The organism is Candidatus Amarolinea aalborgensis, assembly GCF_900491745.1.
Classification (GTDB): Bacteria; Chloroflexota; Anaerolineae; order SSC4; family Amarolineaceae; genus Amarolinea; species Amarolinea aalborgensis.
This window is the reverse complement of the sequence record NZ_UETR01000005.1, coordinates 368,720-389,281: the sequence shown is the minus strand read 5'-3', so window position 1 is coordinate 389,281 and position 20,562 is coordinate 368,720. Positions and strand designations below refer to the sequence as shown.

Genomic DNA, 20,562 nt, shown 5'->3' with positions numbered 1-20,562 from the left:
ACGCGGAAGTTGTAGCGCGGCAAGGTCACCTCGCGCCCGGCCATCAGGTCGAGCAGGTGCGTATTGAGCAGTGCACGGTCGAGGGCGTCCAGGGATTCGAAGTCGTAGTTGCCCTGCGCGTCGCGCGGCGTCAGATTGCGCTCCAGGAAGTAGTTGTCCATTTCCAGCGCGAACGGCCGCATGCCGTGCGCCAGCATCTGCACCACCAGGCGTTTGGCAAAGGTTGTCTTGCCGGAGGAGGACGGCCCGGCGATCAGGATCAAGCGCACCTGGCCGCGGCGGTCGGCAATCTCGTGCGCGATGTGCGCAATGCGCTGCTCGTGCAGCGCCTCATTGACCAGCACCACCTCCTGCATGCGGCCATCCTTGATCGCGTCGTTCAGCGAACCGACATCCTCGATCTTCATGATCTCCATCCAGTCGCGGTGCTGGTGGAAAACGTCTGCCAGCCGAGGAAAATCCTGGTACGCCGGCAGATGATAGGGCGCGCGGCGTCGCGGAAAGCGCATGAGGAAGCCAGGCGGGTAATGCTCGACGGTGAACAGGTGCAGATAGGCAGTGGAAGGGAGCATGTAGCCAAAGAAATAATCCACCACGCCCCGCAGCTCGTACACCGGAAGGTAGTCCTTGCGCCGGTATTTCAACAGGTTGACCTTGTCCAGGTCGTTCTGCTGCGCAAAGAGGGCCACAGCCTCCGCCACCGGCACATTGCGCCGCGTGATGGGCGCGTCGGCCGCGGCAATCTCGTGCATGCGCTGATCGAGCTGCGCCACCTCTTCTGCGCTCAGGGGCGCACGTCCCATGAGCTCACAAAAGAGGCCACCCATCGTCAGCGAGTGATCCACCAGCACGCGGGCCTCAGGGAACAGCTCGTGCGCAGCGACGACCAGCAGGAAGGCCAATGAGCGTTGATAGATGCGCATGCCATCGCTGTCTGACATCGTCACTGGCCGCACATGAATGTCTTCGCTCACCACATAGGTTAATTCGGACAGATGTCCGTCCACCAGGGCCGCCATGACCGGCGCCTGTTCTGCAGACCAGGCTTGCTGGATGAAAGTCTCCAGCAGCGTGCCTGTTGGCCCTTCGAAGATGCGTCCGTCAGGCAGCCGCATCTGCACCGTGCTGCGGGGCAGCGCGGGTACAATCGTCTTGCTCGTGTTTACCTTGGCGTGTCCTGTCATGTTGTGCGTCTTGTGGTTTCTCCAGTCTGGAATGTAGTCAAGCGGGACCACTTTACCGCAAGTGATGGGATTGTCCAAAAGCTGACAGCGAAGGACAGCCGGTGTTTGACAGCCCATCGGGCCGACCTATAATGTCTTATAAACAGAATGCTTTTGGATGGAGACCTGTCACATGAGAACAGAAACGATCACGGTTGCACAGGCGCGGAGCGATTTCTCAGTTTCCATCCCCTGAATCTCTCATCCATGATCGGGCAGCCAAACATGCCGCTTAACGAGGCCGATACCCGCGCCCAATTGATTGATCCGCAACTGAACAAGGCCGGCTGGACGCGCAGCCAGGTCACGCGCGAGCATTACTATCGCACGGACTGGGCCTACACCGCGGGCAAGATTGTGCTGCGCGGGGATCGGGCAGAACGGCTGCCGCCGAAGCGCGTCGACTACCTGCTCCGTTACACCGACAGTCTGCCCATCGCCGTGGTGGAGGCCAAGGAGGAGGGCAAGCCGGCCGTCGCGGGTTTGCAGCAGGCCAAAGACTATGCGCGCGAGTTGGGGCTGGCCTTTGCCTTTGCCGCCAACGGCCATGAGATCATCGAGTGGGACGCCTTCACCGGCAGCACGCGCGCCTGCGAGGGGTTCCCAGGGCCTGAGGAACTCTGGCGACGCTGGCAAATCAACGCCGGCCAGGGGGAGCCGATGCCGCATGGGACAGGCGAACTGCGCCCGGTCTACAGTGTAGAGGTTGCGCAGGCCCGCCGCCGCAATCCGCTCCTGCATCCCTACGCGCCCCCGGAGGCCACGCATGGCAAGGAAGTGCGCTATTTCCAGGAAGTCGCGGTGCGCGCGGTCTTGCAGCGCATCATGCGCGGCCAGGGTCGTATCTTGCTCACGATGGCCACCGGCACGGGTAAAACCTTCACCGCGCTGCAGATCGTGTGGAAGCTGATCAAGTCGGGCTGGCTTGGGCGCACGAACAACGGTCAGCCGGCGCGGGTGCTCTTTCTGGCCGATCGGGTGGTCCTGCGCGACCAGGCGTACAACGCCTTCAGCCCCTTCGCCGCCACCGCCAGCGACCCGCGCCTGCTGCTCGACGAAGACGCCAGGCGCCCGAGCCTGCATCGCGAAATCTACTTTGCTCTCTACCAGACCTTGTGGAATAAAGACGCACGGGGCACGCGGCTCTTCGAGAAGTTCCCGGCCGATTTCTTCGACCTGATCATCATTGATGAAGCGCATCGTTCGGGCTTCGGCACGTGGCGGGAGATCCTGGACACCTTCACGGGCGCGATTCATCTCGGCATGACGGCCACCCCGAAGCAAGAAGAGAACATAGACACCTACGCCTACTTCTGCGCGGCGGAGCCGCCCGTCCCCCTGGATTCTGCACATCCCGAAATGGGCGCTTATCACCCACCTGCGTACGCGTACAGCCTGGGGCAAGGCATCGAGGACGGGTTTTTGGCGACCTACAAGGTGCATCGCATTCGCACCGACGTAGACAAGAACGGGCTGCACATCCACGAGGCTGTCGAGAAGGGTGCCGAGGTCTTCGTGCCGGAAGATGCCGTGCTCAAGGATGCCTACGACACGCCGGAGTTCGAGCGCACGGTCAGCCTGCCCGATCGCACCGCGGCCATGACCAGCCATCTGGCCCGGATGCTGCGGCGCTTTGGGCCGATGCAAAAGACGATGGTGTTTTGCGTGGACATGGATCATGCCCAGGAAGTGGCCCGCCAGCTCAACAACGAGTTTGCGGGCCTGGGTTTTGGGGATGATTATGCCGTCGCCATTGTGAGCGAAGAAGGCGCGGCTGGCCGGCACCGCCTGGCGCAGTTCCAGGACAGCGACAAGCCGCTGCCGGTCGTGGCGACCACGGCGGAGCTGCTTTCCACGGGCGTGGATGTGCCAGCGGCGCGCAATATCGTCTTCATGAAGACCGTCTCCTCGCCGATTCTCTTCAAGCAGATTATCGGCCGTGGGTCGCGCGTGGACCCGGACAGCGGCAAGCTCTGGTTCCGCATCATTGACTACACCGGCGCGACCCGGCTGCTCGACCCGCAGTGGGACAAGCCGCCCGACGCGGTCAAGGCGTCTGCGGACGAACGGCCCCGCGCCGCCGCGCTGACAGGAACCGTCCGCCTGGCGGAAACCCACGATCTGCTGGTGGGCGCCAGCATCGCGCTGCTGATTGGCCCCAACGAGCAGGTTGGGCCGATCCTGACAGATGACGCGGGGCGCTACCGCTTCGACAAGCTGCCGGCCGGGGAGATGAAGATCGTCGCCAGCGGGCCCAAGCTGGCGCGGCGTGAACTGCACGTCGGGATCGAAGCGGACAGGGAGACGGTTTTCGATATCGAGCTCAAGCCGGCCGGCGAGCAAGCCGACCGCAAGATCAGGGTGACGGGGCTGGAAGTCACCATTGCGGATGAAGCCACCTTCATCATCGCGGGCATGCACGAGCCGATGTCGCTGGAGCAGTACCTGGACTACACACGCAGCAAGATTGCCGGTTTCGTGCCGGATTGGAGCAAACTGCTGACGATCTGGCAGGATCCTGAACAGCGCCGCGTCTTCCTGGAGCAGTTGGAGAAGGCCAGTATTGATGTGGACGTGCTGTCCGAGGTGCTCGATCACCCCGAAGCCGACCAGGCCGATTTGCTGGCGCATCTGGCCTACGGGCGGCCGCTGCGCAGCCGCGCGCAGCGGGCCACGGCCTTTCGCCAGCGCGAAGCCGCGTGGCTGCGCAGCCAGGCCGCAGAAGCCCGTGCGGTGATCCTGGCGTTGGTGGACAAGTACGTCCTGGGCGGGCTGCGGGAGATGACCGACCCGGCCGTCTTGCGCGTCAGCCCCTTCCGCGAGATGGGCGAGGCGCGGGGCGTGCTGCGCCGCTTCGGCGGCGACCCGCAGCGCTTCCGGGCCGCGATGAGCGAGCTGCAGCGCCGGCTGTACGCGGACGCGGCGTAGAGCGGCCGTATGGTATACTTCAACGAAGGTAAGGAAATGAGAAGCAATTGGAGGGGATATGGCAAAGCCAGCAGCGACCGAGCGCGCAAGGTTGGACGCTTCGCTCAAAGAGATGGTCCACCGGATCAGGGCCACCGGAAACCCTCAGAAGATCGTCTTGTTTGGCTCGCGCGCACGCGGTGACGCACGGCCCGATAGCGACTATGATCTGCTGCTGATCGAGCCGTCGGACCAGCCGCGCTACCGCCGCGCGGCGCGCTACCGTCGAGCGCTGGTCGGCCTGGCGCCGGCCAAGGACATCCTGGTGTGGACGCCGGAGGAGGTGGCCGAGTGGCGCGAGGTGCCTAATGCGTTCATTACCGCGGCCTTGAGCGAAGGGATCGTCCTCTATGAACAATGAAGTTGATCTGGCACGCGGTTGGCTGGTCAAAGCTGCCAGCGACATCAGCGCTGCAAGGTTAGTCGTGGACGGCGATGGGCCTTATGACACGGCTTGTTTTCACGCGCAGCAGGCTATCGAGAAGACGTTGAAGGGATTCCTGGCGCTGCGGAAGCAGGCGATACCGCACACACATGACCTGGATGAGTTGCAAGCCGCTTGCCTGGCACTCGCGCCATTACCTGGACTGTCCGGGCTAGACCTCACCGAGGCCACCGATTACGGTGTTCTGGTGCGTTATGACCTGGATTTCTGGCCAGAGCAGGCAGCGGCGACGGATGCGCTGCTGCTGGCTGAAGAGGTCTTTGGGATCGTGACTGCCACTTTGCCTGCCCCACACCGTCAGGCCCTCCCCGGATATGATGGCTGACCGCATGGCAATGACCAAACGCCAAACCAACGAGACCCTGCGCAGCGACATGTGGCGCGCGTGCGACATCTTGCGCCGCGACAACAACGTGGGCGGGGTGATGCAGTACACCGAGCACCTGGCCCAGGCGTTTCGGGGGAGTTGTAGGGGAATTGGATCATGGAGGCGCGAAGGGAACCTGGATCGCGAAGGCGCGAAGGCACGCGAAGGACACGAAGCGCGAAGTCGCGAAGGCGCGAAGGCGCGAAGGCACGCGAAGGACACGAAGCGCGAAGTCGCGAAGTCGCGAAGGCGCGAAGGCACGCGAAGGACACGAAGCGCGAAGTCGCGAAGGCGCGCGCCGCGGGGAGTTTCGTGCTCTTCGTGCTTCGCGAGCTTCGTGGCGCTTCGTGAATTCGTGATCCAGAACTCCCGCCTCACCCATCCCCCTTACATGAAGCCAGGGACTTCACGACATGGCTCTCCGAAAACCTCGACCTGCTGGGCGAGACGCTCGGCATTCCCCAACTCACCCTGGTGCAGCGGGAGGCTGCGGCTGGCGTCTTTTCGGCCGACATCCTGGCTGACGACGGCCGGGATCACCTGGTCGTGATCGAAAACCAGCTCGAGGGCACGAACCACGATCACTTGGGCAAGTTGATTACCTACTTGAGTAACCTGGATGCCAAGACGGCCGTGTGGATCACAAGCCATCCGCGGCCCGAACATGAACGCGCGGTGCACTGGCTGAACGAAGTTCTGCCGGCGGACATGGCGTTCTATCTGCTGCAAATAGAGGCGTACCGCATCGGCGACTCGGCGCCAGCGCCGAAGTTCACCGTGGTGGCTGGTCCGACCCGCGAGGCGCGCCAGGCCGGCGAGCAGAAGAATGAGCTGGCCGAACGCCACCTATTGCGCCTGGAGTTCTGGAAACAGCTCCTGGAGCGTGCCCGGAGCAGGACGCCGCTGCATGCACGCATCGCGCCAGGAACCGAAAACTGGATCAACGCCAGTGCCGGGAAAAGTGGATTAGCTTACACGTACGCCATCCGTATGGAAGATGCCCAGGTTGAGTTTTACATTGACCGGGGTAACGCCGACCAGAACAAGCGAATCTTCGACGCGCTCTACACCCGCAAGGCGGAGATCGAGGCGGACTTCGGTAAACCGCTGGAGTGGCAACGACTGGACGCCAAGCGCGCCTGCCGGGTGCGGTTTCTGCTTCCTGGCGGTGGATTGCTGGATCAACACCGCTGGCCTGAGATCCAAGATCAAATGATTGATGCCATGATCCGGCTCGAACGGGCATTCAAGCCCGAGATACATCGACTCAAGTTCGGATAGCACTTGCCCCGATAGACTGACGAGAAACATAGAGGAGAAAAATATGATCGACTTTTCGAAGGGCGGCGTCTTTAAGCTTGAACCAATTCCGTCCAACCAGATGCTTGAGCCAATCAATCATTTCCTCATCGAAGGGGAGATGGTCCTTTCCGTATTTAGAAGTGTCCGAGACCAACTTGTATTCACGAACAAGCGGATCATCGCCGCGAATGTACAAGGACTCACGGGAAAGAAAGTCGATTACACTTCGATCCCCTACAGCAAGGTACAAACGTTTTCCGTGGAAACCGCTGGCGCATTCGATCGTGATTGTGAATTGGAAATCTACATCAGCTCGATTGGGAAAATCCACTTTGAGATCAAGGGGGGATTTGACATTGTTACCTTCAACAAGGCCATCAGTAAGTACGTCTTGGGATAGCCAAAGGAAATCGCGGGCGTATTCACGCTGTTGACCTAGACCATAAGCGAGGATTCCACTGTATGGCCTACCTCGACGCCGCCTACACCATTCTCAAAGCCGCCTGCCAGCCGCTGCACACGATTGAGCCCATCCCAGGCCTGACCCTTCCAAACATGACAGTTGTCCGGCTATCTGTGGCGTGGTACAATGAGGCCAGGTTGAACGATGATGGTTGATGCTGGCCTCACGAAGGCCAGGCATGGAGAAAAAGCAATGCCCGCCAATACGATGTCCCGATCTCGAGACTATGCGCAGGTGGTTGCCGAATTGGTCGCCTCGCTGCCGCCCGATCGCGCCGCCCAAGTCTATGACTTTGCCCGCTTTCTGCAGGCGCAGCCGGCGCCGCCTGACGCTCCGCACGTCGAAGAAGACGATTGGCTGAACGATACCGAGGCCGAAATGCAGGCCGAGGATGCACGATGGCAGGCCGCCTATGACCAGCATCGCGCGGAGTTCCGCCAATTGCGCGAACGGGCCTTGCGCGAAATCGCCAATCCGGAACTTCCCAGGAGACGACTTGCATGTACCTGAAAAGAGTGATGATCGAGAATATCAAGTGCTTCGGTCGTGTCGAGCTGAATCTAATGGGTGACGACGGACAAGTCAAGCGTTGGAGCGTTATCCTGGGCGAGAACGGCACCGGCAAGAGCACCGTGCTGCAGGCCATCGCGATGGCGTTGATGGGGCCTGATCCTTCCAATCGCCTGGCCCGGCTTGACGGCTGGGTCCGTTTTGGTCAAACCAAGGGCCAACTCGTGGCCGAGGTCATTGCGGGACAAAATGATCAGTTGACCGAAAGAGGTAGGCCGCGCCGGGAGCCTTATACGGCCTCCTACGCCGTCACTGGCGATGTCGAAGTAAGCATCAGCGGGTTGATTTACGACCGCCCTACGCTGGTCTTCGAGGGCACGAAGGATCAACTCAATGCCCTGAAACGCGGCCTGCTCTCCGAGAAATCAGCTGGTTGGTTTGCGGCCGGATACGGTCCTTTTCGGCGCCTGCTCGGCGGCGCGCCGGACACGATCCGGCTCATGTACCCCGGTCAGAAGGAAGCCCGCTTTATCACGCTCTTCAGAGAGGATGCAGCCCTGGAAGATCTGACCGACTGGCTCACAAGACTCGATCATCGCAGCCGGGAGGACACCGAAGCGGGTCGGCGCGCCCAGCGTGTCAAGGCTGCCGTCAAGAAGGTGCTGGACCATTTGCTGCCTGCTGGCGTCAAACTTTCACGGATCGGCCCTGACGGAGCCTTTTTTGATACCCCGTATCGCAGCGACACTGCGATGCCTGATCTCAGTGATGGCTATCGGAGCATGCTTGCCCTGGCCGCCGACTTGCTCCGGCGCCTGGACGAAACATATGACGACGTGAAGGACTGGATCAGCGATGAGGGCGTCATCACCGTGGAAGGTGTAGTCCTGATAGACGAGCTAGATGCGCATCTGCATCCCGTCTGGCAACGGCAGATCGGTTTTTGGTTGCCTACGCAGTTCCCAGGACTTCAGTTCATCGTGGCGACACACAGTCCGTTCATTCCACAGGCGGCCGACGAAAATGGCGTGTTCATCCTCCGGCCGGATGCCATGACACCGGACCGCGTGAGCGCGTATCAAGATCCGCCTTCGGTCAAGGGTTGGCGCGCGGACCAGATTCTTCACGTGCTGTTTAGCGTCTCTGACCTGCGCGATCCTGAAACCGAAGACAAAATCAGACGCCATGCGGAACTCCAGGCGCGAGCCAGCACCGGCCAACTCGATCTCAAAGAAGGACTCGAATTGGATGACCTGAACCGATGGCTGGATCAACACCTCTCACCACCTGGAGACAACGCTGAGGAAATGAGCAGGTATGCGGCCATCCAGAACCAGGTAGATACATTTCTCCGCACTAAGCAGAAGCAGAAGAATCATGATCAGGGTTGACTGTCCCCGGTTGCCGACCAACCTGCAGGCCTACCTCGATCGCCAGCAGGCTCACGCGAAGCCGTGGAATAGCCTTGCCGGCTCAACACCAGCACGGGCAGTCAAGCAGGCGTTGGTGGAAGCTTTTCACCACAAGTGCGGCTACTGCGAGCGAATTGAGGCGCAGACGGTAGACCATTTCGTTCCGCAGACTGACCTGTACGCACGCTGGGACTGGGAGAATTACGTCCTGGCCTGCGATGTATGCCAATCCAAAAAGCTGGATCATCAACCTCAGGACGCCCAGGGACGACGGATGGTTAATCCTCGCCACGACGAGCCACTCTCTTTCCTCTATTTCGACTTCGAGACCGGCGCCGTCACACCCATGCCCACGTCTGAGATAACGCTGGCGCGCGGCAGGATCACAACCCAATTGCTCGGCTTTGATCAACGCGCGGCGCTGCAAGATGAACGGCGTCGCAGGTTCTTGGAAGTCATCGGCTGCATACTTCGCATTGTGCAGCCTCAGTCGCAACAAGATGCCGCGGCCGCATGGGATCAGTTAGCGGATCATCTACAGGCGGGAGCGCCCTATCTGGGCATGATTCGTCAATTCATTCTGAGATCCAGCAAATACACGCCGCTCCTGGAAGCCTTGCGGGAGGCTCGACCTGACTTCGATTCCCTGATCGCCCACTGGTGCCTGCCTCTTGACTAATGGAGAACCAGACTTTGGCATCCATCACACAGAAGCGGCCGTTGAAAATCGGCCTGGTGCTGTTGGCCTATGTGGCGTTTATTTCCCTCGGTCTGCCTGACGGGCTGCTGGGCGTGGCCTGGCCCTCGATGCGCGCGGACTTCGCGCTGCCGCTGGACGCGCTGGGCATGCTGCTCGTGGCATCCACGGCCGGCTATCTCACCTCCAGCTTCTTCAGCGGCCGCATCACCGCGCGGCTGGGGGTCGGCGGGCTGCTGGCCGCGAGCTGCGCCGCGACCGGCGGCAGCCTGCTGGGCTACACCCTGGCGCCATCGTGGATTACGCTCGTTCCGTTTGGCCTGGTCGCCGGGCTGGGCGCCGGCGCGATTGACGCCGGCATCAATACCTACATCGCCTCGCACCACGGCGAAAGCCTGATGCAGTGGCTGCACGCCAGTTTCGGCGTCGGCATCACGCTCGGCCCGATCATCATGACCACCGGCCTGAAGCTGACCGGGGCGTGGCGCGTCGGCTATGTCGTGGTTGGCGTCGCCCAACTCGTGTTGGCGGGCTGCTTTGCCGTCACCGCCTCCCGGTGGCGGCAGAACGGGGCCGCCAGAGTAGACCAGGCCGATATGCGCCTGACCGATTTTCAGACGCCGCTGCGTGAGACGCTGCGCCAGCCGCGCGCGTGGCTCAGCATCCTGATGTTCTTCCTCTACACCGGCATCGAAGTCACCCTGGGGCTGTGGGCCTACACGCTGCTGACCGAGTCGCGCGGCATTGGGCCCGCGGTGGCGGGCCTGTGGGCGGGCAGCTATTGGGGCACGTTCACCGTGGGCCGCGTCGTGGCCGGGCTGTACGCGCCGCGCGTGGGCGCCAACCGGCTCGTGCAGATCAGCCTGCTGGGCGCGCTGGCCGGCGCGCTGCTCTTGTGGTGGAACCCCAGCCAGGCGGTGAGCCTGTTCGGCGTCGGGCTGGTCGGCTTTGCCGTGGCGCCGATCTTCCCCGCCCTGGTCTCTGGCACCAGCGGCCGCGTCAGCATGCGCCATGCCGCCAACACCATCGGCATGCAGATCAGCGCCGCCGGCCTGGGCGCCGCGCTGCTGCCCACGGTTGCGGGCACCCTGGCGCGCTACACCTCGCTGGAAGCGATCCCCATCTACCTGGCGACGCTGATCGTCATCCTGCTCGTGTTGCACCGCCAGTCCACGCGTGGGGCGCCGGAATGAAAAAAGACAGGACTACCAACTGTAGTCCTGTCTTTCTTCGATGACCCGCCAGGGACTCGAACCCTAAACCCAATGATTAAGAGTCATTTGCTCTGCCAATTGAGCTAGCGGGCCAGCTTGCTTGGCTGACAGGTGAAATTTTACCACAGGGGCGCGGTTTCCGGCAAATTTCTACCCGCGTTTGCTACGCCACCTGCACCGTGAGGAAGTCCCACAGCGCGACGTTGAACGCGGCCGGCGCCTCCAGGCTGGCGAGGTGACCGGCATCCTCCAGAATCGCCAGGCGGGCGCCAGGGACGGTGCGCGCCATCGCTTCCGATTCGCTCACGGGGATCAGCTTATCGTCCGCGCCCGTGATGACCTGCACCGGCAGGAAGAGCGATTCCAGCACGTCCTGGCTGTCGCGGCGGCCAGCCATGCCGAGCTGCGCGTGGGCCAGCGCTTCAACCGCGGTCGCGGCCATCCATCCGTGCACCTGAGCGACGAGCGCCGGCTGACTCTGCAGCGTGACCGGCGAGAGGAGCTTGGGCAGCATGTCGTCGGCGATGGCCTGGCTGCCCTGCTGCCTGGCTTTGACCGCGGCCGCCTGCCGATTGGCCTTGCCTTCGGCGCTGTCCGCGCCCGGCCGGGTGTTGACCAGGATCAGTCCGCGCAGCATCTCAGGATACTGGCGCGCAAACGCGAGCGCGACATAGCCGCCCATCGAATGACCGCCGACGACGGCCGTGCGCACGCCGCGGGCTTGCAGCAGCGCATGTACATCATCGGCCAGCATTTCCATCGTATACGGCCCGGCGGTCACCTGCGACTCGCCAAAGCCGCGCAGATCCGGGGTGATGACCCGAAAGCGCGGCCGTAAGGCCTCCACCTGCGGCGCCCAGATCGCGCGCTGCAAGGGGTAGCCGTGGATCAGCACGACCGCCAACCCCTCGCCGTGATCCTCAAACGCCATCTCAAAGCCATTGATCGTTGTTTGCATAACGAACCGTGTTCTCTCCCTTCTCACGCGCAACTGCTGAAATTATGCGCTGCTTGGACAGGATTGACAGGATGAACAGGATTCTTGCTCTCCGGTGTGCAAAATAATCGCCACAAAGAGCCAATTATCCTGTGAATCCTGTAAATCCTGTCTATGTTCCTAATCGTCTGATTATCCACTCTCGCTCAAGCCGCCATGGTGCACTTTGCACTTTGCACTGCTCTCTGGCCTTTTGCTTTCCGCCCCAATGTGCGCTACACTCGCGCCCATGCCATTCAATCAACAACCCATCGTTTACTTGATTCGCCACGCCACGCCCGATTGGGCCGATCGCACGCTGCCGTACGACATCCCGCCTGGCCCGTCCTTGACCGCGCAGGGCCGACAGGAGGCGGAGCTGCTGGCCGCGCACATGGCCGGGGCCGGCATCAGCCGGCTGTTCTCCTCTGAGATGGCCCGTGCGCGCCAGACCGCGGAAATCCTGGGCCAGCGGCTGACGCTGCCGGTCGAAATTGACCCGGGTCTCATCGAAATTCCGCGCGGCGAAACCCGTGAAGCCCTGGAGCAGCGTATGCTGGCCTTTTGGCAGCGCCGCGTGCTGGATGCGGCGCCTGCTGCGCCCATTGCGCTGGTCTCCCATGGCGGCCCCATCGAGGCGCTGCTGCGCGCCGTGGTTGAACCGCCTCTCGATCTCCTGCCGTACAAACAGCGTTTCGACCGCCAGAACCCGCTGCCGCCGGCCGGGGTCTGGGAGCTAACGCAGCGGGCGGATGACACCTGGCAGGCGACGCTCCTCTTTCATCCCCTCGCGATTGAGCAGGTCAAGCTGTAGGCCGCGCAGCCGCATCTATGCCTCAGCACGCGCCGGCGCCTGCTGCGGATCATGCACAGCCAGGGCCAGCACGGCGACGGCCAAGACGCCGCCGACCAGCGCGAGGATGAACATGGTTGGGTAGCCCGCGGCGTCAATCGCCCATCCGCCGAGTAAGGGCGCAATCACGCCCGCCGGCGCGGTCAGGGTGTTGGCCAGACCCACGTAGGCCGGGCGATCTTGCACGCTGCCAAATTGCAGCGTCAAGGTGATGCCGACCAGCCAGAAGCAAACGGTGCTGACGCCGATCAGGACAAAAACCACGAAGAGCCAGCCGACCGTGGGCGCCAGCAGGGCGACGATCGGCGCGATGACCGCGGCGACGGTGCCCAGGAGCATGGCCTGGCGATGCCCCCAGCGGTCGCCAATCACGCCCATCAAGGGATTGGAGACCATCTGCGTCACCATGAGGCTGCCGGTGAGAACGCCGAGGAGAGCTGGATCTGCGTGGAAGCGGTTGACGGCATAGACCGTGATGAACGCGCTGGGAATGCCCACCAGGCTTTGCAGCCAGCGGCTGACCAGGTACCAGCGAAAATTGCGATCCACGCGCAAGATGGTCAACAACTGGCGACGGAACGCGAGCGCGTTCAGGGCCGGGCCGATATCGGTGTCGGGCGGTTCACGCGTGGCGGCGAGAAAAAACCAGGAAATGCTCATCATCGCGGCGCATAGAAAGAAGCAGGCGGCGAAATTGCCCGGAAACGGCTGGTCGCTGAGAATCCAGCCGGCGATGACTGCGCTGCCGGTGCCGAGCAGCGCGCCAAAAGCGGCCTGGGCGCCAAAGAAAAGCCCCCAGCGCGTAGGCGGCATGGTGCGGCTGATCATCGTTTGCCAGAAGTTGGCCGTCAGTCCGGCGCCGAGACCTTGCATAATCAAAAGCGCAAAGGTGATGATGAGGGCCTGGGTCGCGCTCAAGTGCGCCAACAGCAAGGCCAGCAGGCCAAAGAGCACATAGGGAAAGCGTTCCAGGATGGTCATCGTGAGCACAGCCGGTTTGAGCCGCGTGCGCGAGGCCACCGCGCGGGCTGTGAAAACCTGGGGCAGCTGCCAGAAGACGGTGTGAACGGCTGGAATTAGGCCGATCAGCAGCGCCGAATTGGTCAGGTGGCTGACGAAGAGCGGTAGGACCGTGACCCAAGAGGCGAAGCCGACGCCGAAGACAAAGAAGCCGCCATCCAGAACATTGACAGTAAAGTTGTAGCGATAATGGCGCTGCACGTAGGCGGACATGGTCACGCTCCTCTCACACAAAAAACGCCGCTACCTGGCGGCGCTCTCAATAAGGTGACGCCATTATAGCAGGCTTGCTTCTTCTTTGCAATCGGCCTATAATCTTGCGCAAACCTGCGGAGAATTAAGCATGCTGACCATCAAGGCCCTGTCTCACGGCGAGTTTCGGTCCTATGCCGACTCTGAGCCGATCAAGGAGCTGATTGCGCAGTCAGACTCGCTGGTGTGGGTGGACATGATTGCGCCGACGACGGCTGAACACCAACTGCTGCACACCGAATTCCAGTTTCACCCGTTGGCCCTGGAAGACATCGAGCATCGCCATCAACGCCCGAAGATCGAAGTCTACAGCAATCACTACTTCATCGTGGTGTATGGTGTTCACCTCGGCGATCTGCATGAAGGCATTGACCTGCACGAGATTTCGATCTTCCTGGGCAAGAATTATGTGGTGACCGTGCACAGCGAACCGGTGCCAGAGCTGCAGGCGGCCCTGGAGCGTTGGGAGCACAACACCGATTCCATCGGATCGGATATCGGGGCCGTGTTGTACGCCATCATGGACGGGCTGGTGGATGAGTATTTCCCGTTGATTGATGAATTGGCCGATCGCGTGGAGACACTGGAGCAGAAGATCTTCGAACGCTTTGATCGGGAGGCCCTCAACGACATTTTCACCATGAAAAAAGACCTGCTGGCGCTGCGCCGCGTCGTGGCGCCAGAACGCGATGTTTTCAACGTGCTGATGCGTCGCGACCCCCCGATTTTGCCAGTTGGCTCGGTCATCTATTTTCAGGATGTATACGACCACACCGTGCGCGTGCTGGATAGTATTGACACCTACCGCGACCTGCTCTCGAGCGCGCTGGATGCCTACCTGTCTGTGCAGAGCAATGTGCTGAACGAAGCGATGCGCCGCCTGACCGTGATTTCGACCATTTTCCTTCCACTGACCTTCTTGAGCGGATTCTTCGGCATGAACTTCGACAGCCTGCCGTTTCATGAGCCGCTGGCGATGTGGATCAGCCTGGGTATCATGGCGCTGACGCCGGTTGGCATGTACCTGTGGTTTCGCTCACGCGGCCTGAGCGATTGATGTTCGCGCAAAGCGCCGACTGGGTCATCTTGACAGCCTGTGGCTGACCATGTAAACTACCTTTACTTCCCTTGCCCTGCTCCCCGACACGATGTGTCACGCCCGATTGACACCGAATGCGCGTGCGTGTTCGACTAAGACGAGATTTGTCTTAGAGCTGAGGAATGGCAACGATTCCTTCATAAAAAGGTGTCCCGAAAAATGCGCAAACTGAAAGTGGATCTGGCGGCGTTGGAATTTGCGATCGAGGATGTTTCCGGCATGACCACCTACTATCTCGATATGGCGAACGGCGCCGTGATCCAGGTGCCAACCGAGAACCGTCGCACATGGGCGAGGATTTACGATGAATTGAGTCGCCAGCGTGATATCGGCGCCGCCGATTTTGTTCTTATGTTCGCCCAAAATAGCCGAGGCGAGGTGACGCCATCCTCGCTGCAGGCAATCCACGATATGGAAACCAACCTGGGTCGCGGCTATTTGCGCGTGCCGCGCGCGGACTCGCGCAAGAGCTACGAGGACATCGAAGAGTTCATTGCCACGGTGGGCGACGAATCGTTTCGCGCCGGCTTGACCCAGGCGCTGGGTGGACAAGGCGCGTTTCGTCGCTTCAAAGAAACGTTGGCCAATGATCGCCACGAGCGCGAGCGCTGGTTCCGCTTCAAGAACGCGCGTATGCGCCAGCGCGTGGTTGAATGGCTATCGGCGTACGACATTGAGCCGATCATGGGGCCAGAACGCGAACCGCCGAGCATGGCGCTTCCTGTCCGTACACGGCTTCTGCGCGAAATGGCGGAGCTGGCTCCTGCCATCATGAAAGCGTCCGGCGTCACGCGCATCGCCCTCATCGGTTCACTGGCGACCGATGTCGAGGCCCCGCGCGATGCCGATCTGCTGGTTTCGGTTGAAGATGACGCCAACCTGGCGCCCCTGGCCAAGCTGGGCCGGCGCTGGCGCGCGTTCGTTCAGAGTGTACACTGCAGCGGCGATATTTTTCTCTGTGACAGCAGCGGCAATTACTTGGGCCGCACCTGCCCCTGGAAAGAATGTGGATCAAATCTCAATCCCCAGTGCGATGCTCGGCATTGCGGCCGCCGCCGCTACCTGCACGATGACCTGAGCACGATTCGACTTTCACGGCAGGTGGCCTCTGTTCCGCCGATCGAGCTGTGGCCTGAGATCGTCTTGCGTGTGCCCGTTCCCCAGGATGTAGATGAGATCTTAGTCAAACCGCTGCAATCTTGACGGCCGTACGCAGTCGCCCCGCTGGACGAGGCCAAGCGCAGTCGGTAGACGCGTTTGGCGCCAAACCCGATGATGAGGTGTGCTATGTCGTTAATTGAAGGGGAGCCGATCGCCATTCGCAACAGCCGTAAGGCTGCGGCCTGGGGCGTTCACCTGTTTACGGCCAGCGGCGTTGCCTGGGGCTTCTTGGCCCTGCTCGCCATTCAGAAGCATGATTGGTTGTTGACTTTTTTTTGGATGGCCGTGGCGGTGGCCGTGGACAGCCTCGACGGCACCCTGGCGCGCCGGCTGCGGGTTCAGGGCGCGCTGCCAGGATTCGACGGCGCGCTGCTCGATAATGTGGTTGACTATTTGACTTACGTCGTCGTGCCGGCCTTTTTTCTGTACGAAGCAGGCCTGCTGCCGCCGCATTTCGCCACCCTGGGCGCGGTGCTGATCCTGATGGCTTCCGCGTATCAGTTTTGTCAAGCCGAAGCCAAAACCGAAGACCACTTCTTCACTGGGTTCCCTTCCTACTGGAATGTGGTTGTGCTTTATCTCTTTCTGTGGCGACTAAGTCCCCAGCTCAACCTGGCAATCATCGTGACGCTGGTCATTCTGGTGTTTGTACCGGTGCGCTATGTCTACCCCTCACGCACCGAGGCATACCAATGGATTACCCTGGCCGTGCTCTCACTGTGGGGCGCTTTGACCATCGCGGCTCTTGTCCAGTATCCTCAAGTATCGAACTGGGTCATGGCCGGCTCCGTGTTGTGCATCAGCTACTACGTGGCGCTGAGCCTCTATCTGTCGTTGGGCGGAGGACGCCGGCGGTAGGTTGGAGACCGGAGATCAGAGACCGGAGACTAGAGACCGGAAGACGGTGGTGTTGAAAGCGGCGCTGACCCTGGTTGGGGTAGGCGCCGCTTCTTGTTTTGCACTCGTCACTGCTCAGGCGGCGCGTCATCGCCAGCGCGCGATTGAAATCGCCCTTGCTGGGCGCACCGCCGGGCGTTCACATGCATGGGCGCAAGCCTGGTCGGCTCCGGCCGACGACTCGACTGAGACTTCGGCGAGCTCAGTCGAGCCGCTCGCCGAAGTCCTTGCGGGGGAACGCCCTTTCGGCCCGAATTCATTCGGCGGCTGCAGTCGGCGCCGGACGCCTGAGCAGATCTGTACCTTGCGCTCATGTGATTCTCGCCCCGCCAGCGACCGGGGCCGCCGCTGCGGCGACACAGCCGGCCGCCTCAGTCGAAATACGATCCGAGCGCGTCCACCAGCCGCGAAGTGGCATGGTTGCTGTTCAGGGTAAAGACGTGCAGGCCTGGCGCGCCGTGATCCAGCAACTCGCGGCACTGCGCAATGGTATAGTCAATCCCAGCTGCCTGTTGATCGGGGCTGCCATCCGCGTGCGCCAGCAGCGCGGCGCTGAGCGCCGTGGGAATGGTCGCCCCGCACAGCGATGTAATGCGCTGAATCTGCGAGAAGCGGATGATGGGCATGATGCCCGGCACGATCGGCGTCTTGATGCCTGCACGCGTGGCCGCGTCGCGGAAACGGAAGAAATCCGCGTTGCCATAGAAGACCTGCGTCAGCACGACGGAAGCGCCGGCATCCACCTTGCGCTTCAAGTTTTCGACATCCTGCGTGAGATCTCGACATTCGACATGGCCCTCTGGATAACCGCCCACCGCGATGTCAAGCTCCGTGGTGTAGTCCTTGATAAATGCCACAAGCTCATTGGCATAGCGAAAGCCATCGGCTGCCGGCGTAAACTGCTCCGCGCCCCGCGGCGGGTCGCCGCGCAGCGCCACCAGGTTTTGCACACCCTGGGCCAGCGCGCGATCCACAAATTCCCGAATGTCCGCGCGCGACGAGCCGACGCAGGTGAAATGAGGCACGCTCACCACCTGAAAACGCGTGTGGATCATCTCCACCACTTCCAACGTTTTGGCGCGCGTGGAACCGCCCGCGCCGTAGGTCACCGAAACGAACGCCGGCCGGTGCGCCACCAGGTGCGTCAGCTCGTCTTGCAGATTAGCCCAGCTTTGTTCGGTACGCGGCGGGAAGATCTCCACGGATAAAGCCGGCTTGCGACCCGCATAAATGTCCTTGAATTGCGTCATGTTTGTCTGTCTCGCCTCACTCTCTCATCCAAATGAGCCGCTATCATACACCAAAGGCGCGTGTTTCCCCAAAATCCGCGCGCACCGACAGCCCCTCCAATCTTCATTGGACTTCCTTTGACGCGTCTTTCCGCCTATGGTATCATGGCGCCCGCCTCTCAGACTCCCTACGACAACGACACGGACAATCCGCTCCTTGGAGGAAAGATCATGCAAAACGTTCGTCTTGTCTCTTTGTTATTGGTGGTTACCCTGCTGTTAGCGGCTTGCGGTGCGCCGGCCGCCCAGCCTACCGCGGCGCCGGCCGCCGGCGCCTTGAGCGGTCAGATTGCCATTGGCGCCGTCTGGTCGTTGACCGGCGCGGCCGCGATCTATGGCCCATCGCAAAAGCAGGCGGCCGAAATGGCTGTGGAGGAAATCAACAAGACTGGCTACCTGGGCCAGGCCACCATCAAGCTGATCACCGAGGATGATCGTTCTACCAAAGAAGGCGCCATTGCGGCTTTCGAGAAGCTGATCAACCAGGACAAGGTCGTCGCCATTTTTGGCCCTACCCTCTCCAACTCAGCCAAGGCCGCGGACCCCATGGCCCAGGAAAAGAAGGTCGTCGTGCTGGCTACGTCCAACACCGCCGCGGGCATCGTCGAGATTGGCGATTTTGTCTTCCGCGACAGCTTACCTGAGGCGTCCGTAATTCCGAACACGATCAAGGCGACCAAGGCCAAGCTTGGGTACAAGAAGGTGGCCATCCTTTACGGTGATGACGACGCTTTCACCAAGAGCGGCTACGATGCCTTCAAAGCCGCGCTGGACGCCGAAGGCGTGGAGATTCTAGCCACGGAAACGTTCAAGAAGGGCGATACTGACTTTTCCGCGCAGCTGACCAAGATCAAGGGATTGAATCCAGAGGCCATTGTGGTTTCCGCGCTGGCCGAAGAAGCGGCTGGCATCATGTCCCAGGGCCGGCAGCTTGGCATCCCCGATTCGGTTCGTTTCATTGGCGGCAACGGCTTTAACTCGCCTAAGCTGGCGCAGTTGGCTGGCAAAGCGGCCGAAGGCGCGATTTCGGGCGCGGCCTGGTTCATCAATTCTACGGCGCCTGGGAATCAAGACTTTGTCAAGGCCTACAACGCCAAGTATGGCGCTAATCCTGACCAGTTCGCAGCCCAGGCTTACGCCGCGGTTTACATCATGGCCTCGGCCATCAAGCATGCAGGCAAAGCGGACGGCCAGGCGATTCGTGACGCCCTGGCGCAGACTAAAGACATGGACACGGTGCTGGGCAAGTTCTCGTTCGACGCCAATCGCGATCCGCAGCACACCCCGGTGGTGCAGATGGTGAAGGATGGTCAGTTCGCCCTGTTCGAATAGGACAGACATGGAACAACTCCCACAGCAGCTCATCAACGGCATCTGGCAAGGGGCTGCCCTGGCGCTGTTTGCCATGGGCTACACCCTGGTCTTTGGGGTGCTAGATATCGTCAACCTGGCTCACGGCGCCAACTACATGTGGGGCGCTTTCCTGGCGTTCCTGTGCGTGACCAAGTTGGGCTGGCCGCTGTGGGTTTCCATTCCGCTGGCCATGGTCGGCTCCGGACTGCTCGGGATCCTGCTCGATCGCCTGGCCTTCAAGCCTCTTCGTGCGTTGACTACGGGCAGCCTGGTGCTCTGGGGCGGCTTCAGCCTGACGCTGCTGGGCATCGTGGGCGCATGGGCCGCGGCGCTGCGTTTGACGCTGTTGGGCGCCGGCGTCGCGCTGATGCTAGTTGGCATCGTGCTTGATTATCGGGCGATTCGACCCTTGCGCCAGGCGCCGGTGCCGCGCCTGGCGCCGATGATCTCCTCCATCGGCGCTTCCATCATCTTCATCAGCGTTGCGCAGGGTCTGTTTGGCGCCCAGGTCTCGCGTTTTCCACCAGAAATCTACCCCACGACCCCTTTCTCCCTGTTCGGTCGCGCCGTCATCGCACCAATCCAGGCGCTGGTGATGGCGTTGGCGTTGGCGTTGATGATCATCCTGCGCCTGCTCATCGAACGCACGTCGTTGGGACGGGCCATCCGCGCCATCGCCTGGAGTGAACGGACGGCGCGCTTGCTCGGCGTCAACGTGGATTGGGTCGTCACGCAGACATTCTTCCTGTCCGGCGCACTGGCCGGGGCGGCCGGCGTGCTGCTCGGCCTGGCCTTCAACCGCCTGGAACCGACCATGGGCAACGAGGTGGAACTGGCCGGATTGACGGTCATCATCGTCGGCGGCATGGGCAGCATCGGCGGGGCGGCGGCGGCCGCGTTCCTGGTTGGCATGATGCGAGTCTTGAGTGTGGCGTACCTCGACAGCAGTTTTCGCGACGCCTTTGTCTTCGCCCTGCTCATTCTCATACTGCTCGTACGGCCGAGCGGCATCCTGGGGCGCAGCGCCGGGACGCGATCCTAAATGATTGAGGGGCGCTTCAC

At 61.6% G+C, this 20,562-nt stretch carries 21 protein-coding genes and 1 tRNA gene; 16 read left to right on the top strand and 6 right to left on the bottom strand.

Translation table 11 applies throughout. The features are described from left to right. Positions 1 to 1,184: uridine kinase family protein (locus ACPQ6D_RS09810; protein WP_479723005.1), on the bottom strand; the 1,184-nt coding region annotated here is incomplete at its 3' end. Positions 1,185 to 1,448: 264 nt separating this feature from the next. Between ACPQ6D_RS09810 and hsdR the strand changes: the two genes are divergently transcribed. From hsdR to ACPQ6D_RS09795, 3 genes are read left to right on the top strand one after another with little or no spacing between them, the layout of a single operon-like run. Next, positions 1,449 to 4,151 (top strand): EcoAI/FtnUII family type I restriction enzme subunit R, encoded by a 2,703-nt coding sequence (hsdR, locus tag ACPQ6D_RS09805; protein WP_423224128.1) that lies wholly within the window; start codon positions 1,449 to 1,451, stop codon positions 4,149 to 4,151. A gap of 58 nt (positions 4,152 to 4,209) precedes the next feature. Next, complete coding sequence (locus ACPQ6D_RS09800; protein WP_423224127.1) at positions 4,210 to 4,551, top strand: nucleotidyltransferase domain-containing protein; 342 nt, start codon at positions 4,210 to 4,212, stop codon at positions 4,549 to 4,551. Continuing rightward, positions 4,541 to 4,960, top strand: a complete 420-nt coding sequence (locus ACPQ6D_RS09795; protein WP_423224126.1) for a HEPN domain-containing protein — start codon at positions 4,541 to 4,543, stop codon at positions 4,958 to 4,960. The genes ACPQ6D_RS09800 and ACPQ6D_RS09795 overlap by 11 nt, the downstream gene beginning before the upstream one ends. Positions 4,961 to 5,389: 429 nt before the next feature. Here the strand turns inward: ACPQ6D_RS09795 and ACPQ6D_RS09790 are convergent, their stop codons facing one another. Then, positions 5,390 to 5,581 (bottom strand): hypothetical protein, encoded by a 192-nt coding sequence (locus tag ACPQ6D_RS09790; RefSeq protein ID WP_423224125.1) that lies wholly within the window; start codon positions 5,579 to 5,581, stop codon positions 5,390 to 5,392. A 6-nt stretch (positions 5,582 to 5,587) separates the two neighbouring features. Between ACPQ6D_RS09790 and ACPQ6D_RS09785 the strand changes: the two genes are divergently transcribed. From ACPQ6D_RS09785 to ACPQ6D_RS09755, 7 genes are all read left to right on the top strand, one after another. Continuing rightward, complete coding sequence (locus tag ACPQ6D_RS09785) at positions 5,588 to 6,283, top strand: DUF4268 domain-containing protein (RefSeq protein WP_423224124.1); 696 nt, start codon at positions 5,588 to 5,590, stop codon at positions 6,281 to 6,283. A gap of 43 nt (positions 6,284 to 6,326) precedes the next feature. Beyond that, positions 6,327 to 6,704: a PH domain-containing protein gene (locus ACPQ6D_RS09780; protein ID WP_423224123.1), complete on the top strand. Its 378-nt coding sequence runs from the start codon at positions 6,327 to 6,329 to the stop codon at positions 6,702 to 6,704. Positions 6,705 to 6,766: 62 nt separating this feature from the next. Then, entirely contained in the window at positions 6,767 to 6,922 is a 156-nt protein-coding gene (locus ACPQ6D_RS09775; protein ID WP_423224122.1) for a hypothetical protein, read from the top strand. A gap of 37 nt (positions 6,923 to 6,959) precedes the next feature. After that, entirely contained in the window at positions 6,960 to 7,277 is a 318-nt protein-coding gene (locus ACPQ6D_RS09770; RefSeq protein WP_423224121.1) for a hypothetical protein, read from the top strand. Further along, entirely contained in the window at positions 7,268 to 8,668 is a 1,401-nt protein-coding gene (locus ACPQ6D_RS09765; protein ID WP_423224120.1) for an AAA family ATPase, read from the top strand. Before ACPQ6D_RS09770 ends, ACPQ6D_RS09765 begins: the two co-directional genes overlap by 10 nt. After that, entirely contained in the window at positions 8,655 to 9,368 is a 714-nt protein-coding gene (locus tag ACPQ6D_RS09760) for an HNH endonuclease (protein ID WP_423224119.1), read from the top strand. Before ACPQ6D_RS09765 ends, ACPQ6D_RS09760 begins: the two co-directional genes overlap by 14 nt. Positions 9,369 to 9,382: 14 nt before the next feature. Beyond that, complete coding sequence (locus ACPQ6D_RS09755) at positions 9,383 to 10,579, top strand: MFS transporter (RefSeq protein ID WP_423224118.1); 1,197 nt, start codon at positions 9,383 to 9,385, stop codon at positions 10,577 to 10,579. 41 nt (positions 10,580 to 10,620) lie between these two features. Here ACPQ6D_RS09755 and ACPQ6D_RS09750 read toward each other — a convergent pair. Together ACPQ6D_RS09750 and ACPQ6D_RS09745 are read right to left on the bottom strand one after the other, a co-directional pair. Next, a tRNA-Lys gene (locus tag ACPQ6D_RS09750) sits at positions 10,621 to 10,693 on the bottom strand. 70 nt (positions 10,694 to 10,763) lie between these two features. Continuing rightward, positions 10,764 to 11,558 carry an alpha/beta fold hydrolase gene (locus ACPQ6D_RS09745; protein ID WP_423224117.1) on the bottom strand — a complete coding sequence of 265 codons (795 nt, stop codon included), beginning with the start codon at positions 11,556 to 11,558 and terminating at the stop codon, positions 10,764 to 10,766. A 268-nt stretch (positions 11,559 to 11,826) separates the two neighbouring features. Between ACPQ6D_RS09745 and ACPQ6D_RS09740 the strand changes: the two genes are divergently transcribed. Then, on the top strand, positions 11,827 to 12,390 hold the full coding sequence (locus ACPQ6D_RS09740; protein WP_423224116.1) for a histidine phosphatase family protein: 564 nt from the start codon (positions 11,827 to 11,829) through the stop codon (positions 12,388 to 12,390). A 15-nt stretch (positions 12,391 to 12,405) separates the two neighbouring features. Here the strand turns inward: ACPQ6D_RS09740 and ACPQ6D_RS09735 are convergent, their stop codons facing one another. Beyond that, on the bottom strand, positions 12,406 to 13,662 hold the full coding sequence (locus ACPQ6D_RS09735; RefSeq protein WP_423224115.1) for an MFS transporter: 1,257 nt from the start codon (positions 13,660 to 13,662) through the stop codon (positions 12,406 to 12,408). A 130-nt stretch (positions 13,663 to 13,792) separates the two neighbouring features. Between ACPQ6D_RS09735 and corA the strand changes: the two genes are divergently transcribed. The 3 genes from corA (at position 13,793) to ACPQ6D_RS09720 (ending at position 16,819) form a co-directional block, all read left to right on the top strand. Further along, entirely contained in the window at positions 13,793 to 14,758 is a 966-nt protein-coding gene (gene corA, locus ACPQ6D_RS09730; RefSeq protein ID WP_423224114.1) for a magnesium/cobalt transporter CorA, read from the top strand. A 201-nt stretch (positions 14,759 to 14,959) separates the two neighbouring features. After that, positions 14,960 to 16,003 carry a UPF0158 family protein gene (locus tag ACPQ6D_RS09725; RefSeq protein ID WP_423224113.1) on the top strand — a complete coding sequence of 348 codons (1,044 nt, stop codon included), beginning with the start codon at positions 14,960 to 14,962 and terminating at the stop codon, positions 16,001 to 16,003. An 84-nt stretch (positions 16,004 to 16,087) separates the two neighbouring features. Continuing rightward, positions 16,088 to 16,819, top strand: coding sequence for a CDP-alcohol phosphatidyltransferase family protein (locus tag ACPQ6D_RS09720; protein WP_423224112.1), 732 nt, complete (start codon positions 16,088 to 16,090; stop codon positions 16,817 to 16,819). Between the two features lie 410 nt (positions 16,820 to 17,229). Here the strand turns inward: ACPQ6D_RS09720 and metF are convergent, their stop codons facing one another. Beyond that, the gene (metF, locus tag ACPQ6D_RS09715) at positions 17,230 to 18,108 is read right to left on the bottom strand and encodes a methylenetetrahydrofolate reductase [NAD(P)H] (RefSeq protein WP_423224111.1); all 879 of its coding nucleotides are present in this window, start codon (positions 18,106 to 18,108) and stop codon (positions 17,230 to 17,232) included. 210 nt (positions 18,109 to 18,318) lie between these two features. Between metF and ACPQ6D_RS09710 the strand changes: the two genes are divergently transcribed. Both ACPQ6D_RS09710 and ACPQ6D_RS09705 read left to right on the top strand, forming a co-directional pair. Further along, positions 18,319 to 19,479, top strand: a complete 1,161-nt coding sequence (locus tag ACPQ6D_RS09710) for an ABC transporter substrate-binding protein (RefSeq protein WP_423224110.1) — start codon at positions 18,319 to 18,321, stop codon at positions 19,477 to 19,479. A 7-nt stretch (positions 19,480 to 19,486) separates the two neighbouring features. Beyond that, positions 19,487 to 20,542 carry a branched-chain amino acid ABC transporter permease gene (locus ACPQ6D_RS09705; RefSeq protein WP_423224109.1) on the top strand — a complete coding sequence of 352 codons (1,056 nt, stop codon included), beginning with the start codon at positions 19,487 to 19,489 and terminating at the stop codon, positions 20,540 to 20,542. The last annotated feature ends 20 nt before the right edge of the window (positions 20,543 to 20,562 follow it).